The 15,820-nt window shown below is 47.7% G+C and carries 11 protein-coding genes; 6 read left to right on the forward strand and 5 right to left on the reverse strand.

The window, feature by feature from the left end; all coding sequences use genetic code 11:
• Positions 1–5: 5 nt before the first annotated feature.
• From udk to atpD, 4 genes are all read right to left on the reverse strand, one after another.
• On the reverse strand, positions 6–623 hold the full coding sequence (udk, locus tag EXU85_RS00225) for a uridine kinase (protein ID WP_142770156.1): 618 nt from the start codon (positions 621–623) through the stop codon (positions 6–8).
• 105 nt (positions 624–728) lie between these two features.
• Positions 729–974, reverse strand: a complete 246-nt coding sequence (gene atpC / locus EXU85_RS00230; RefSeq protein WP_142770157.1) for an ATP synthase F1 subunit epsilon — start codon at positions 972–974, stop codon at positions 729–731.
• A 76-nt stretch (positions 975–1,050) separates the two neighbouring features.
• Positions 1,051–1,743: a hypothetical protein gene (locus EXU85_RS00235; RefSeq protein ID WP_142770158.1), complete on the reverse strand. Its 693-nt coding sequence runs from the start codon at positions 1,741–1,743 to the stop codon at positions 1,051–1,053.
• Between the two features lie 109 nt (positions 1,744–1,852).
• The gene (gene atpD / locus EXU85_RS00240) at positions 1,853–3,379 is read right to left on the reverse strand and encodes a F0F1 ATP synthase subunit beta (RefSeq protein ID WP_111346116.1); all 1,527 of its coding nucleotides are present in this window, start codon (positions 3,377–3,379) and stop codon (positions 1,853–1,855) included.
• Between the two features lie 308 nt (positions 3,380–3,687).
• On the opposite strand from atpD, the gene malQ reads away from it, so the two are divergent.
• The 6 genes from malQ to EXU85_RS00270 all read left to right on the forward strand — a co-directional run bounded on the left by malQ (position 3,688) and on the right by EXU85_RS00270 (position 11,988).
• On the forward strand, positions 3,688–5,262 hold the full coding sequence (gene malQ / locus EXU85_RS00245; protein WP_142770159.1) for a 4-alpha-glucanotransferase: 1,575 nt from the start codon (positions 3,688–3,690) through the stop codon (positions 5,260–5,262).
• 413 nt (positions 5,263–5,675) lie between these two features.
• A complete protein-coding gene (locus EXU85_RS00250; RefSeq protein WP_142770160.1) occupies positions 5,676–7,064 on the forward strand; it encodes a PQQ-binding-like beta-propeller repeat protein in 1,389 nt (462 codons plus the stop codon).
• 39 nt (positions 7,065–7,103) lie between these two features.
• The gene (locus EXU85_RS00255) at positions 7,104–10,124 is read left to right on the forward strand and encodes a hypothetical protein (protein WP_142770161.1); all 3,021 of its coding nucleotides are present in this window, start codon (positions 7,104–7,106) and stop codon (positions 10,122–10,124) included.
• 27 nt (positions 10,125–10,151) lie between these two features.
• On the forward strand, positions 10,152–10,679 hold the full coding sequence (locus tag EXU85_RS00260) for a hypothetical protein (RefSeq protein WP_142770162.1): 528 nt from the start codon (positions 10,152–10,154) through the stop codon (positions 10,677–10,679).
• 19 nt (positions 10,680–10,698) lie between these two features.
• Positions 10,699–11,421, forward strand: coding sequence for an ABC transporter ATP-binding protein (locus tag EXU85_RS00265; protein WP_142770163.1), 723 nt, complete (start codon positions 10,699–10,701; stop codon positions 11,419–11,421).
• A gap of 69 nt (positions 11,422–11,490) precedes the next feature.
• A complete protein-coding gene (locus EXU85_RS00270) occupies positions 11,491–11,988 on the forward strand; it encodes a heme-binding domain-containing protein (protein WP_142770164.1) in 498 nt (165 codons plus the stop codon).
• A gap of 172 nt (positions 11,989–12,160) precedes the next feature.
• On the opposite strand, the gene EXU85_RS00275 is transcribed toward EXU85_RS00270, so the two are convergent.
• Positions 12,161–15,724, reverse strand: coding sequence for a VCBS repeat-containing protein (locus tag EXU85_RS00275; RefSeq protein ID WP_142770165.1), 3,564 nt, complete (start codon positions 15,722–15,724; stop codon positions 12,161–12,163).
• Positions 15,725–15,820: the final 96 nt, after the last annotated feature.

A 15,820-nucleotide genomic window follows, 5' to 3' on the forward strand; every position in this document is an offset into this window, starting at 1 on the left:
CTTTCTTACACCTTAGTCTTCAAAAACTCAATAACTACATCCAGACCTCTCTGGTAGTGATGGTTATTCGGAATTACAATATCGGCTTCGGCACGGTAGGGTTTGATAAACTGCCGGTAGGTTGGCTTGACGTGGTATTTCCAGCGATACATCACATCATCCAGATCATAACCACGTTCTTCGGCATCGCGCTTAACCCGTCGTTCGAGTTTGATGCTATTCTTGGCGTCGATGAAAATTTTCAGATCCATCTGATCGGCCAACTCCCGGAAGTGAAAAACGAAAATTCCTTCAACAATGATGATTGGTGCAGGCTTAAACGTCAACATCCTGGGTACAATGGCCGGATTATTGAACGTGTACTCTTTTTGCGTAACAATCTCCCCATTATGGAGTTGCCCGATATGTTTAGCGTAGAGATGATGGTCAATGGTTTCGGGTAAATCGAAGTTATGAATACCCTGGTCATCCACTGGAATTACGTCGCGGCTGAGGTAATAATTATCCTGCGAAATCAGGCAGATCTGATCGTCGGAGAAGGCACTCAGGACGCCTTTCAAAAAAGACGTTTTACCCGAAGCACTGCCGCCGGTAATACCGACGATAAACGGTTTGGTAGCCATGATGAAGTAAGAGAAATAACAAAGAAAGCAGGAAAACGAAAACGGCCAATAAAAAAGCGGTTCACTTACTAAGTGAATCGCTCTTAAATCAATGGCTAGACTAGTTTAAACAACTACGGCTTCGGCAAGCACCAGTACTTTGTTCTGGAGTACTTCAACGACGCCACCGTCAACGATGAAGGTTTGTTCACCGGATGCCGTTTGCACGATAAGTTTTCCTTTATCTAACGTGCTCACCAGGGGTGCGTGGTTGTTCAGAACCTGAAACTGTCCTTCGCTACCTGGAAACGTAACCGCACTGGCTTCGCCAGAAAAAACCTTACGGTCGGGAGTGATAATATCTAATGTCATGATAATGTACAATGAATAATGGTTAATGTATAATGAATTTGTAATCTATATTATTCATTGTACATTATTCATTTGTTTACAAGGCTCCTTTTACAAAATTAAGAACGCTGCTAATTTGAGTCTTTGCGGCAGGTTCAGCTGCTTTCGCAACTAAGCCACCCTGGTCCAGTTTGCCAACGCTTGCCAGTGCTGTCGACACCAGCGATTGGCCTGTCGATTGAGTTCCTCCGCCAAGCGACGACAAGGCACCGCTAATACCGCTCAGGCCACTCGTGAGTTGACTGCCTTTGCCCAGTAATGAACCCGCAGCCAGAATACCTTCAAGTTGATTGCCACCTGAGGCAAGTTTGGCTAAGCTAACGGCTTTCCCTAAAGCACCACTTCCCAAAGCACCGGTTGGAATTAAGGGAAGCAACGCTTTCAGTTTACTTGCCTGGGCTAGTACTTTATCCTTAAATGAAGTTGGCTTCGCCTGTGCTTCGGCTTCCAGACCCGCAATGCCTGTTTTCAGTTCCTGCGTCGTGGTTGCTTTATCGCCTTTGTCAAGAGCAGCTACCGCATTATCCAAATGGGAAGTGACAGAGCCATCCTGCACAGTCGTGGCCGATGCACCTGGCATCACCGTCGAGTCCTTAATAGCGCCCCCTACAATAGGTTTTGTGGGGATTGCTGGAACTTCGGGTGTTGTAACCTGGGCCGATGTAGCCACTGTTGTCGCTAAGCTGAATGACACAAGGGCTATTCCTACTCTCAATCGAATCGTTTTCATAAAACTAAGTGCGTTTAGTATCGAACTATCAGACTTGAGGAAGGAGTGTTGGTTTCCAGAATACGGTTAATAAACCATTAAATCGTAGTCTGGAAACCAGAAATAGCGCTTATTGACCCGCTTCTTTCAGCATTTTTTCTCCCTTCGCAACGGCATCTTCAATGGTGCCAACTAGGTTGAACGCTGCTTCGGGTAGGTGGTCATACTTACCGTCGATGATCAGATTGAAGCCTTTGATGGTATCTTCAATCGGTACCAGAACGCCTTTCAAACCGGTGAACTGTTCAGCCACAAAGAACGGCTGCGACAGGAAGCGTTGCACACGACGAGCGCGGCTTACAACCAGTTTATCTTCTTCAGAAAGTTCTTCCAGACCCAGAATGGCGATGATATCCTGCAATTCTTTGTAGCGTTGCAGAATCTCTTTCACACGTTGAGCTGTGTTGTAGTGCTCATCACCCAGGATTTCGGCAGATAGAATCCGCGAGGTCGAATCAAGAGGGTCAACCGCAGGATAGATACCCAGCTCGGAAATTTTCCGGCTTAATACCGTCGTAGCATCTAAGTGAGCAAATGTCGTAGCCGGAGCCGGGTCAGTCAAGTCATCGGCAGGTACGTAAACGGCCTGTACCGATGTGATCGAACCCCGTTTGGTTGAGGTGATCCGCTCCTGCATGACACCCATTTCGGTAGCCAGCGTAGGCTGGTAACCCACGGCTGATGGCATCCGACCTAACAGAGCCGATACCTCAGAACCTGCTTGGGTAAAGCGGAAAATGTTATCAACGAAGAACAGAATGTCACGACCAGCGCCTTCACCGTCGCCATCGCGGAAGTGTTCAGCAATGGTCAGACCCGACAGGGCTACCCGAGCACGTGCTCCTGGGGGCTCGTTCATCTGTCCGAATACGAAAGTAGCCTGGCTTTTGGTCATCTCTTCCAAATCTACTTTGGTCAGATCCCAGCCACCTTCTTCCATCGAATGTTTAAATGCGTCGCCGTATTTAATAATACCGGCTTCGATCATTTCGCGAAGCAAGTCATTTCCTTCGCGGGTACGTTCGCCCACGCCAGCAAATACTGACAGACCCGAATAGGCCTTCGCGATATTGTTGATCAATTCCTGAATCAATACGGTTTTACCTACACCGGCGCCACCGAAGAGACCGATTTTACCACCTTTCGCGTAAGGCTCCAGCAGGTCAATTACTTTGATACCTGTGAACAGTACTTCGGTTGAGGTAGCGAGGTCTTCAAATTTAGGGGCAGCCCGGTGAATGGGCAGGCCAGTACCGGTTGTCTTTGGCTGTGGAATACCGTCGATAGCATCGCCAACAACGTTGAACAAACGACCCCGGATGCCTTCGCCGGTTGGCATGGTAATTTGAGCACGAAGGTCAATAACATCTAAGCCGCGATACAGCCCGTCGGTCGAATCCATCGCAATTGCGCGTACACGGTCTTCGCCGAGGTGTTGCTGAACCTCCAGAATGACCGTCTGGCCATTGGATTTTGTTACTTTGAGGGCGTCCAGAATGGCGGGAATCCGGGAACCTTCGCCCTCGAAACTCACGTCCACGACCGGCCCGATTATTTGCGTAATCTTACCCGTATTGACTGCCGTTGCCTTACTCATTTGTATGTGGTATTTCTTTATTGAAATGTTGCCCATTGTTTGGGACTGCAAAAGTAGGAGAAAAACAGCGTAAGGTCAAGGAACAACGTAGTCATTTTCCTGTTGATTCATAACGAAATAGGTTTGGCAGTTAGCTTTTTACGTGAAAAGCTAAACAAAAATAGCCTAGAGCGGATTTGTACAAAAACAAGTCGATAGTCAACAGTCGTTAGTTGGGCGTGATTAATAAATGGTTGCTATTCAACTAATCGAATAGCTATCGACTAGCGACGTAGTGACTATCGACGCTGACTCAACGACTCTTTTTTATGCTCCAACAACGCTCAAGTGGCTTATTGCTTCATATTACATCATTGCCTTCTGCACACGGTGTAGGTGATTTAGGTCCAGAAGCCTACCGTTTCGCCGATTTTCTGGAAGCATCCGGACAAACATACTGGCAAATCCTTCCGCTCACACCCGTTGATCCTGGTTCCGGGTTTTCACCTTATAGCAGTCCATCGGCTTTTGCAGGAAACATCCTGATGATCAGTCTGGAGAAGTTGGTCGGGGAGAATTTACTCAGTCAGCATGACCTGGACGTATTTAATGAACAGCCGGTTCATGACGTAACCGTGACAGAACCGCCTAGTGTATCGGGTAACACCATCCTGGCCGGACCACTTGTACTGGCACCGAATACAATGCACGCGGCCTGGATAAAAAAGCGCCCCCTTTTGCAACAGGCGGCAGAAACATTTCTGCGTGATGCGGCTCCTGCCCAGCGTAGTGATTATGACCGTTTTTGTGCCTGGCAGGCCGATTGGCTAATTGATTACGCCCTTTTCTCTGCCTTGCAAGAGTCTACCGGCGAACCGACCTGGGTGCGCTGGCCTGAAGAACTCGTCCGTCGTGAGCCCGCTGCGTTAGCTCGCCAGACCGAACTGCTGCATGACCGGATTGAGGTTATCAAAGTGCTACAGTACTTTTTCATGCGTCAGTGGAACGAGTTAACCGCTTACTGTTACGGAAAAAAGATCCATCTGATGGGCGATATTCCCATTTACATTCAGTTCAATAGTGCCGATGTCTGGGCTAATCCAACGTTGTTCAAGCTGGATGCAAATCTTCAACCTCTATTTGTCGCTGGTGCACCGCCCGATTATTTTAGCGAATATGGTCAGCGCTGGGGTAATCCAATTTATGACTGGGCTGAACACGAACGCACTGGATTTGCCTGGTGGATGCATCGCTTACGACATCAAATGTCGCTCTATAGCCTGACCCGACTAGATCATTTTCTTGGTTTCGCGGTGTATTGGGAAATTCCAGCCAATGAGCCAACTGCTAAAGTAGGGGAGTGGGTAAAAGCGCCCATCGAAGCGTTTATGCACGCCATGCACCGGCAGTTTGTTCAGTTACCTATTATTGCCGAAGATTTAGGGGCCAAAGCCGCTGAAATACAGCCTTATCTACGTCACTATGGCATTCCCGGCATGCGTGTTGTGCAATTCGGGTTCGGGCACGACATGCCAACCTCGACCCATGCCGTCCATAACCATACCGAGAATTTTGTGGTGTATTCCGGCACGCATGATAATAATACAACATTAGGTTGGTTTCATGAATCGGATGAGATTCACCGACTGCGAATGAATGACTATCTGGGGTTTAAAATCACGGATAAGAATGTAGTCGATCAGATTTGCCGCCTAACCATGCAGTCGGTGGCAAGGTTGGCCATTATGCCCGTTCAGGATATTCTAAATCTGGATGAAACGCATCGGATGAATACACCTGGTTTAGGGGGCCGGAGCTGGCAGTGGCGTTTGCAACCCGGTCAATTAACGAATAGGGTGGCTGAAAGACTATTGAACCTGACCAGGATGACGGGGCGAGCCTAATAAGTCGGAGAGGTGTATAATGATCTTTATATTGTTCAGTGAAAGTGCCTAAATGCACTAGATTGTGGAACAGGAGGAACATTGTAGTAAAAAAATACAATTACTTACAGATGAAGTTTAGCAAAAACTAAGACTTTAAAGCTCGCATGCTCTGCCAGAGGTATAAAATAAGTATTCCTGCTGAATTTCTTGGATGTACTTCTTTTGATTCATTAAATCTATAAAAGTTACTTTGGCATTATTAATGTTCTGAATTAGTAGTTGAGGTTACCTATCATTGTCGATCTAGTCAAGTATAAGAAATGATCGGGTAAGAGACAGATCTACAAAATAGACGTCTCAGTAAGCAAATGCCGGATAGCTAACATGCCCGGCTTTTACGCCTATTTACTACTGATAACTCTACATTGGTTATGTTCCGAAATGTATTGAACTCATGCCTGCAACTGATTGGCTTCTCTCTACTTGTTGTAGCTTGTAAAAATTCGGTCGATACGCTACCAGTCAGCACAGGTAAGTCTATTGAAGCATTCGTATTTGCTAGTCTTACCCCACCCGTTACAGGCGTTGTTGACTCAGTCGTTCATACCGTTAGGGCAACTGTGCCTGTTGGAACGGACTTAACCAAACTTTTGCCCAGCATAACACTATCATCCAACGCGGTTATAACCCCGGCACCAAGTGCTGCTCAGAACTTTAGTAAACCTGTTTCGTACACCGTTACAGGAATGAACAGTACTACCCAGTCTTATATCGTTACGGTCAGCGTAGCCAGCACAATAGCCAATGGAGGCACGCTTGTGTATATCGGCAACGGAGTGGGTAACTTCTTTGCAGTCGATGGGGGGACGGGTGCTATTAAATGGCGGGTGTCTACAGGGTCGTCAATTACATCCAGCGCTTTTGTAGCGGCTGGTATTGCATTTACAGGAAGTGAAAACGGAAACCTCTATGCCTTTGACGCCCAAACAGGCGACCAACGCTGGAAATTCAGTACGGGTAATAGCATTCTATCGAGCCCGGTGGCTTCGGGGACACTGGTATTTGCGGGTAGTGAAGACCAGAATTTATATGCGCTGGATGTAGTAACGGGTGCCTTACGCTGGAAGTTTGGCACAGCTGGTGGAGTTTCCTCTAGTCCAGTAGTGGTTAACGGATCGGTGTATTTTGGGAGTAAAGACCAGACTCTGTATGCACTTAATGCGGCTACGGGAAGTCAGCGCTGGAAATTCGGTGCCGGCGACAAGATTACGTCCAGTCCGGCGGTGGTTGGTGGGTTGGTTTACATTGGTACTAACGATTACAACCTGTATGCACTGGATGTAGCTACAGGGGCAATTAAGTGGAAATTCAGCACAGGCGGCCTGGTCACATCCAGCCCTACGGTTGTTGATGGCATTGTCTATATCGGTAGCGAAGACAAAACATTTTACGCGCTGGACGCCAGTACAGGTACGCTCCGCTGGAAATACAGTACGGGCGGACGATTAACGGCTAGTGCGGCCGTTGTCAATGGCATCGTTTACATTGGCAGTGAAGATAAAACCTTCTATTCACTCGAGGCCAGTACGGGTACGCTCCGTTGGAAATACAGTACGGGTGGGATTATTAGCTCAAGTGCAGTTGTATACAATGGCTTTGTCTATTTGGGTAGTCAGGATACCAGTTTATACTGTCTCAATGCAACCAGCGGTGTATTGCGGTGGCGTACTCCACTCGATGCAAAGCTATTGTCGAGCCCCTGTCTGGCCAATACCGATTTAGTGCCTTTTGCATCCGGGATTAGCGGAGGGCAACAGTAAACACAGGCACTAACCTCCTGTTTACTACGTTTCTCTTTCATGTCATTCTTATTTTTCTGGAAAAGCTGGAGTCGACCTTACCGACTGACCTATCTGATTAGCTTTAGTGCCTTACTGATCAGCGCCTTTTTGTTCATCATTGCATGGGCACGAGGGCTAGGTAATGTTGTTCGCTGGGACGTGCTGAGTGAACTGAACGAATTGCCGGTTATTCTTCATTCGTTCTCCGACGGACTTCTCGATTATGCCGTAAACGGGAAAGCCTATGCCGTCTCCGAACAATTTGTGGCGTCGGCTATGCAGGTTCGGCCAGGTATGGCTACGGCTTTTTTAGTAGGTATTTGTGTCGCTTTCGTATTGCTGATTAGTGCTATTACCCGCTTCGACCGAATCCGGTATTTAATCAGTATGGCCATTCTTATTCTTGGACTGGCCTTTTTTCGCTGGGAAATGCTGGAGGTTCCGGGGCTGGGCAGTAATTACCTGTTTTTATTACTGGCCTTTTTGTTTGGATCAGTAAGCTATTATTTCCACGCCTTCCGGCCCGATTATCCAATCCCCGTTCGCCTATGTGTTTTTGGCCTGATGACGATTAGTGCAGCCATTGGACTGGATAGCCTATCGCCCATGCGGTTTCCCGCCTTGATCGTGGTCAGTTATGGCATGCCCGTGTTGCTCGTGTTGGGCAGTGGTTTTATCTTTTTCATTGCCACAGAAATTGTAGCCGGTTTAGTCTGGCTAACCTCTGCCGGACGTTCGGAGGAGGGTAAGACGCCAGTAAATTCTCGTCGGACATTAGGTATCAATAATTTCTTATTTGTTAGCTTTTTATACCTGATTAATCTGGCCCTTGTCTGGCTCAAAAACACGAAATATATTGATTGGGATGTGCTGGCCGTTAGCCCGTTCATTCTTTATCTGGTTTCGGTAACGCTGGGTATTTGGGGATTTCGTCGGTTGGTTCAGCAGCAGGAAGCATTCTCATTTCGGGATTCGGGGGCTTATTTATATACCGGTTTGGCTTTGCTTACGACGCTTACCATCACGTATGCGTTCGCTACGGCAAATGACCCCTTGGTGGAGGTATTCGAAGATGTGATTACTTATACGCATTTGGCGGTGGGCGTATGTTTTATGGCCTATGTAGTTATTAATTTTCTACCTATTTACCAACAGAACCTGCCGGTTTATCGGATTCTTTACAAGCCTAAACGGCTCGAATTAAGTTTATTCCGAATTGTTGGTGTGGTTGGCGTAATCGCTTTATTTGCTTCAGGTGGGCTAATTACCGTTCGGCAGTCAATAGCGGGGTATTACAACGGGTTAGGTGACTATTATATAGCCAGCAACGAGCCCACGTCGGCCAATGCGTTTTATCAACTTGCACTGGAGCAGGAGTTTCAGAATCATAAATCCAATTACGGACTAGCCTCGCTGGCGCTGGCGCAAAATAACCAGACGGCGGCTGCTTTTTACTTCCAGCAGGCACTTCTGAAACAGCCCAGCCCGCAGGACTATGCCGGTTTGAGCCAGACATACTTAAAAACAGACTTGTTTTTCGAGGCTGTCAAGGCGTTGCAACGCGGTATTCGGGCGTTTCCGAACAGTGGCGAATTGCAGAATAACCTGGGTTATCTCTACGCCCGCACCAGCGTTGCCGATTCGGCCTATTATTATTTCAAATCGGCAACGGCTACTGCCGATCGTACCGAAGTGCCGGAGTCGAATTTGTTGGCGTTTTATGCCCGCAACCCAAACGTATTAGCCGCTGATTCGACCCTGGCTACTAGTGCAACCGAATCATCGTACGAATCCTATCAGGCAAATGCATTGGTGTTGCGGATTGTGGCTAACCGAGATACCGCACAGGCGCAAAAACCAACCTGGTTATCTGGCGAAGCCGTAAATCAGGGGTTAAGTGTAGGGCGTTTTGCCAGTTTGTATAATTATGCACTAGCAACTCAACAAGCCGATAGCACAGAAACAAACCTGTTCCGAAACCTCTCAGAAAATCCAGCGAACCAGGACTTTACCGATGATCTGTTGTTAGCCCGTGCCGTTGTCGAGTATAAACGACATAACCATTCGGATGCGTTTGGCCTGATGGGGCAGTTGGCTGAGGGCAATCAGCAAAACGGGTCGCCTTACCGGTCTGTTGCTGGTTTGTGGTTACTAGAGCAAGGCTTATACCATAAAGCCGCCGAAACGTTTGGGTATAATTCGGATACAACGTCCATTTACTACCGGGCTGTTGCCTACACGAAAGCCAATGATCTGGCTATTGCGCAGGGATTATGGGAAACCGCAGCTAAAAACGATCCCGCCGTAGCCGCGTTGAAGCAAGTACTTTATCAGGAACATAAACCCGAATCGGATCTGGAAAAAGCCTTCTATGCTACCTATCGACTTGATGACCCCAATCGGGGTGCCTATTGGGAAACGATTCAGGAGCCTAGTCTAAAGACAGTAGCGGGTGTAGCCTTGGCCAACGATTTTCTCGACCATTTACAGTGGCGCAATGCGCAGCTAGTCCTGTCTGGCTTACCTGACTCAAAGCAGGTAAGTCCAGTGGCCATGTCTTTACGAACTGTTGCGGCTATTCGACTATCTGCTTTTCGACGCAGTGTTGGTTCGGCAGAAACAATGGCAAAGAAGATGATTCTGCCCCAACATCAGGCTGATCGTGACTATTGGCTGGGACAAACCTATGAACGAACTCATCGAATTGCCCAGGCGAAGCAGAGTTATCTAAGTGCCCTTCAACAAGCTCCGCTGGCCGCCAGGCTGGTTACAGCAACCGCTCAATTAGACCGGCAACAGAAACAGACAAAACAGGCTTACGATCTGGTTTTAAAGGCTTTATTTTATAATGACGATAATGCCGAACTCCTAAAAATGTACGTCAACTTGTGTCTGGATTTAAGCCTGTTCGACTACGCCGAAAGTGGCCTGTTCCGACTTCGAGCTGCTACTACACCCGCCGATTATCAGGCATTTCAGTTGACTTATCAGGAAAAACTAGCGTCAATCGAAAAGAATAAGGAGAAATTTCTGCAATGAAGTAGCTTTGTTAATCAACCCTAAGCTATGGACCGGAAATTAAATTGGCTCAAAGAAGCCTTCAGCCGCGACCTGAGGATTATGCAGCAAGGTCAGGTAGTAGGTGGTATGCATCGTGATGTATTGAGTCGTGATGTAGAGGCTTATCTGAATAGTACCCGCCTGCGATTTGACGTAACCGGTTTTCTTATTCATTCGGTCAATATTCACGACCTGAATGCCGGCAACCAGATTATTGGGCATATTGCATTTAGTTTCGGAAAACGGGCTGAACTTAAACTGACATCAGGTGAAAGCTACCTCTGGAAACGCCCTAATATGCTTATGCGGGAGTGGGACATGATCCGCGAAGCCCCCGACGGCTCACCTGAAAAAGAATTGGTCAGTTATGACTTAACCCGCCAATTTTTTAAAGAAGCTGGCGATATTAGCGTGAATGAGGATGAGCAGTCCACAGCTACTGTTGATATCATTATTTTAACCGGATTATTCATCCGAAATTATTTTCAGCGCCGTCGCCGGATAGCCGCAGGAGCTATAGCTGCAACCACATAAGCCTACTAGACAACCTGTTATGAATATTATAGAAACGCGCAATATTGCCAAACGCTACGTAATGGGTACCGAAGTAGTTGATGCCCTTAAGTCAATTACGATCAGCATTAAAAAAGGAGAATACGTTGCATTTATGGGACCATCGGGGTCGGGTAAATCAACGCTGATGAATATTGTTGGTTGCCTGGATTCGCCTACGTCGGGCCAGTATATTCTGAATAATCAGGATGTGAGTAGTATGGGCGAAAACGAACTGGCCGAAGTTCGGAATAAAGAAATAGGCTTCGTCTTCCAGACCTTTAACCTGTTGCCCCGACAAACATCGCTCGAAAACGTAGCCTTGCCACTCATTTATGCGGGCTACAGCAAAGCGGATCGTACCGAGAAAGCGATGCTGGCACTCAAAAACGTTGGTCTGGAGAATCGGGCTGGTCACCGGCCGAATGAGCTTTCCGGTGGGCAACGTCAGCGTGTGGCTGTGGCCCGTGCGTTGGTTAATGACCCCAGCATTCTGCTCGCCGATGAGCCAACGGGTAACCTCGATACGAAAACGTCTTATGAAATCATGGATCTCTTCGACCAGATACACAGTAAAGGCAATACTGTAATTATGGTAACTCACGAAGAGGATATCGCTGAATATGCCCACCGTATTGTTCGGCTTCGTGATGGCCTGGTTGAAACGGATCGCTTGAACGCAAACATCCGAAAGGCGCAGGCGCTGATGCAATCGTTAGAGTAAGGCCGAAGTGGATGATTAGGGGTAAATAGTCTATATTTAGCCCATTCCTAACTTATCTTTCTTACCTGGATGTTCCGTAAAATTCTTCTCGCTCTACTGGTTGTTCTGGTCGTGATTCAATTTATACGGCCTGAAAAGAACCAGTCAACAGGCGTATCGGCAAACGACATCACGACGAAATATGCTGTTCCTGCCGATGTGCATGCCGTTCTCAAACGGTCCTGTTTCGATTGCCATTCCAACAATACCGTTTATCCGTGGTACGATAACATCCAGCCGGTCGCTTGGTTTCTCAATCACCATGTTGACGAAGGTAAGGGTGAGCTCAACTTTTCGGAGTTTGCAACCTATACACCTAAGCGGGCTCGTCATAAGCTGGAAGAAATAGGCGAGACGATCTCAGAAGGCGAAATGCCTTTAGACTCATACCTCTGGATTCACCATGATGCCAAACTCAAGCCTGAAGAAGCAAAACTTGTAACTGATTGGGCTAAAGGATTACAGGCGCAGATTCAGGTGCCGCCCGGAGAAGACAAAGAAGGCGAGCATCATCATGAAGAGCATTAAGTAAAGGTCAGTTGTTTAAACTTTTTCCTTTATAGAAAAATCTAGGCTGCTTTTTTGTCATCCCGACGCCAGGAGGGATCTCAAGCTTCTGTGTTAGTTAAGCTTGAGATCCCTCCTGGCGTCGGGATGACAAAAAAGTGTAAACAGCTTCAAGGTTAAAGATCAGCCCTTCTTATTTTTTTACGATTACTTCTCCCGGCAGCAACCACACACCACGAGCAGACTGCCCATAAAACGACGTGCCGAAGGGAATCTCTTCCCGGCGGGTACGCCCATTTTTCAACCGAATACTAACGACGGTTGTGCGGGCATCTACAGGTGTAAATGTTTGTGGTTGTTCCACCGAAAATACACGGAGTGGTCCCCGGTTTTCGGTGACGGCTAATCGGCAACGCCCTTGAGCATTCGGTAAACTAGCCAATGCTTTGGCATTACCCGGTACATAGAAGCCAGTTTGGTCAATCGTGAGTGCTGAAAAGCCACCTTTCCCGTCGCCTTTTAGCACCAGGCCATTGAAGGCATCCATACGCCCGGCAACCATATCGCTTCCGTGCTCATTGCCAACCAGAATGGCATCCAGATTGCCATCCCCATCTACGTCCTGAGCAAGCATACCGAATACGGGGGCTGTTTGTGCCATGATCGGCAATGGGCGAACCTCAAACTTGCCATTCCCTTTATTTTCGATATAGCTACTCATTGTATACGTGGCCGTAAGTTTCAATGCCTGGTTTCGCTCGTCTTCGGTTAAAATCTGGCTTATGGTTGCTTCACCGAATGGGCCGTACTTAATATATCGTTTCTTAATGCCGATCATTTGCTTCACCATATCGTCCCAACCGAAGTAGGGGTATTCTTCGTACTGGCCTTTGGCATTTTTGAAATAGACCGTCGGGAAAGCGTCGTAGAATCCGTTATTATCGAAGTCGCCTGCATAAATCCGTACAGGGTGTTCAGTAGTGGCCCGGAGCAGGGTGTTCTGTCCCATATTTCCCGCCAGATAATCCACATCGCCGTCATTATCGAAATCACCGGGTGTCAACGAGTTCCAGAACCCTAGTTTATCGGTCAACCCGCTATTGCCGAGTGGCTGGAAATGGCCCTTTTCATTCCGAAGCATCGTTAAGGGCGCCCATTCGCTGGCTAGTAGTAAATCAACATAACCGTCGTTATCATAATCCGTCCAGAGCGCGTCGCAGGTTAGGCCGCTTTTGGCGAGCGTTGGGGCCAGTTGAGCCGTTACATCTGTAAAACGTGGCTTCCCTTTCTGGCTATCATTTCGAAGCAGAAAGCTGGGTACGCCCATTGGATATTTATAGGGCTCAACACGCCCGCCAACAAATAAATCGAGGTCACCGTCCTTATCGAAGTCGGCGGCTTTTACACAGGAACCATTGACCCGGAACGGAGGCAATGCATTTGGGTCCAGCGTAAAATTGCCTTTCCCATCATTCACGTAAAGTCGATGGCGTAATGCCTGCTCTAATTGATCGGCTGGGAATTCGGTGCTTCCACTGACGGCATATAAATCTAAATCTCCATCCGCATCGGCATCGAATAGCAGGAGTCCGGCATCTTCAGACAGTTTAGTGGGCAATGGTTTGAGTACAAAATGCCCGTTGGGTTGCTGCAACAGCGCTTCTGTTGAATATTTGGAACTCCCACCAACAACCATATCCACCAGGCCATCACCGTTTACATCGCCGGTAGCCAGGGCTGGGCCGTATTCCGTTAGTTTGTGCAATAAGGTTTTTTGCAGGTTAAAATCAATAATGTCTGTTTCTTCGTGTCGATAGGTGATGCCCAAATCAGCCGTTACATCCTTCAGCAACGTTTTGTACGTTGGAATGGCTTCGTTTGCTTCACCGGGTTTGGCGTCAACTGCTTTGACGATGATTGTCTGATCGGCCTTAACGTTCGGGATAATCTGAATCCGACCACCGGGCCAGGTTACTTTCAGGCTTTTGATACTGGTAACTTTCCCTAAACCAAAATGAGCAATGGGCTCAACGCTCGATAAAAAGCCCCGGTAAGGCGTATGTTCATAAAACTCTTTTCGGCCATCGGGCAGCTCATATTCCACAAGGGCACCAAGCCCCATAATATTAGCTCCGTCGCCCTGAAACTGGATACGCAGATAATGCGACTGTTCGGATTTTTTATCCGTCAGCGTATTTCGATAGACAAAAGCCTCATCGTCGATATTATTGACAATATAATCCAGATCACCATCGCCATCGAAATCCGCGTAGGCGGCACCATTCGCAAAATTTGGTTCGCTTAGGCCCCAGAGGTCTGTTACATTCTCGAAGGCCGGGCCGCCCGCATTGCCCCGATTCCGATAGGCATAGTCACTAACCTTTACCTGGGGAATTTTTGCGGTTAATTCTTTACGGAGTGCGTCTGTCAGATAGGTATTCACGGAACTGTAGTAGTTCGTAAAATCCCGATCTGTTACATCGCGCGGGAAGCCGTTAGTAATCATCAAATCCCGATACCCATCGTGGTCAAAATCGGCTAACAAGGGCGACCAGCTCCATTCGGTTTCGGCTACACCCGCCAGCATGCTGATTTCACTGAAAATGGGCATGCCAGCATGCGATGTATCTGTGGGCCGGACTCCTTGATTGAGTTGCAATGTATTACGGGCATACTGATGCTCATACCCCAGGCGGTCCCATTCCTGATAGGCAAAATAACTGCTGGGGCCCATGAGGCTCTTTTTACGAAGATTATCCTCAGGAAGCATATCTACCGCAATTATGTCGGCCAGGCCATCGCCGTTAATATCGGCCACGTCATTTCCCATGGCTGATGAACTGGTATGCTTAAACGACTCGTGAGCGCGGTTTGTGAACGTACCATCGTGGTTATTGACGTATAGCACATCACTACTGGCGAAGTCATTGGTCACGTAAATATCTTTCCAACCATCGCGGTTGATATCGCAGATGTTTATGCCTAGCCCAAATCCCTCTGCCACTGTGCCTGCCTGCTTGGTTACGTCGGTAAAGAAGGCGTGACCACGTTTTGGATCAAAGTCGTTGCGATAGAGCCGGTCCGTGTTAGGTGATGTACCGTCATCTACTCGAGCACGCAGGTTATTCGGATTTTTTGGATCGGCAATCTGATCAACCAATACGTACAGGTCCAGGTCGCCATCGTTGTCGTAATCAAAAAAGGCGGAGTGAGTCGAAAATGTAGTATCGGCAATGCCATAATCGGCGGCCATTTCGCGGAATTTGGGAGCGCCATCGGCATCATTTCCCTGATTGACATATAATAAGTTGGTTCGTTGGGTCGCCTTTTTCTGGAGTGTGGTTGATATATACACATCCAGCTTGCCATCAGCATTGATGTCAACTATTGATACGCCAGAACACCAGCGTCCCCCGCCCCCTACACCGGCAGATTCCGTAACGTCTTTAAAATGCAGTTTGCTCGTGGCCGATTCAGTTTCGTTGATATAGAGTTTGTTCGAAACCTGATTTCCGGCAAAGAATACGTCCGGTTTTTTGTCCCCATTAAAATCACCAACCCCAACGCCCCCACCATTATAGATATATTGGTAATTGAGAATATTTAGCGTATCGCTATCAGTTATGGTATTAGCGAACGTGATGCCTGTTTCAGAAGAATCGAGTCGCTCGAAAAGGGGTTTCTCGCGACAGGCTGAAAGTACAAATAGAAATGCGACGGGTAAGAGCCAGACGCCATTTCGAGAGGTTGGTTTCATGAATAGGGTTATGCCGTTTTACGGTGGCAGAATAAGCAGATTATCTTGCAATTTACCCATAAAAAATGCCCCGAATACAAGTCTGAGCATTTTTAA

The sequence above is a fragment of the Spirosoma sp. KCTC 42546 genome, from assembly GCF_006965485.1.
GTDB lineage: Bacteria > Bacteroidota > Bacteroidia > Cytophagales > Spirosomataceae > Spirosoma.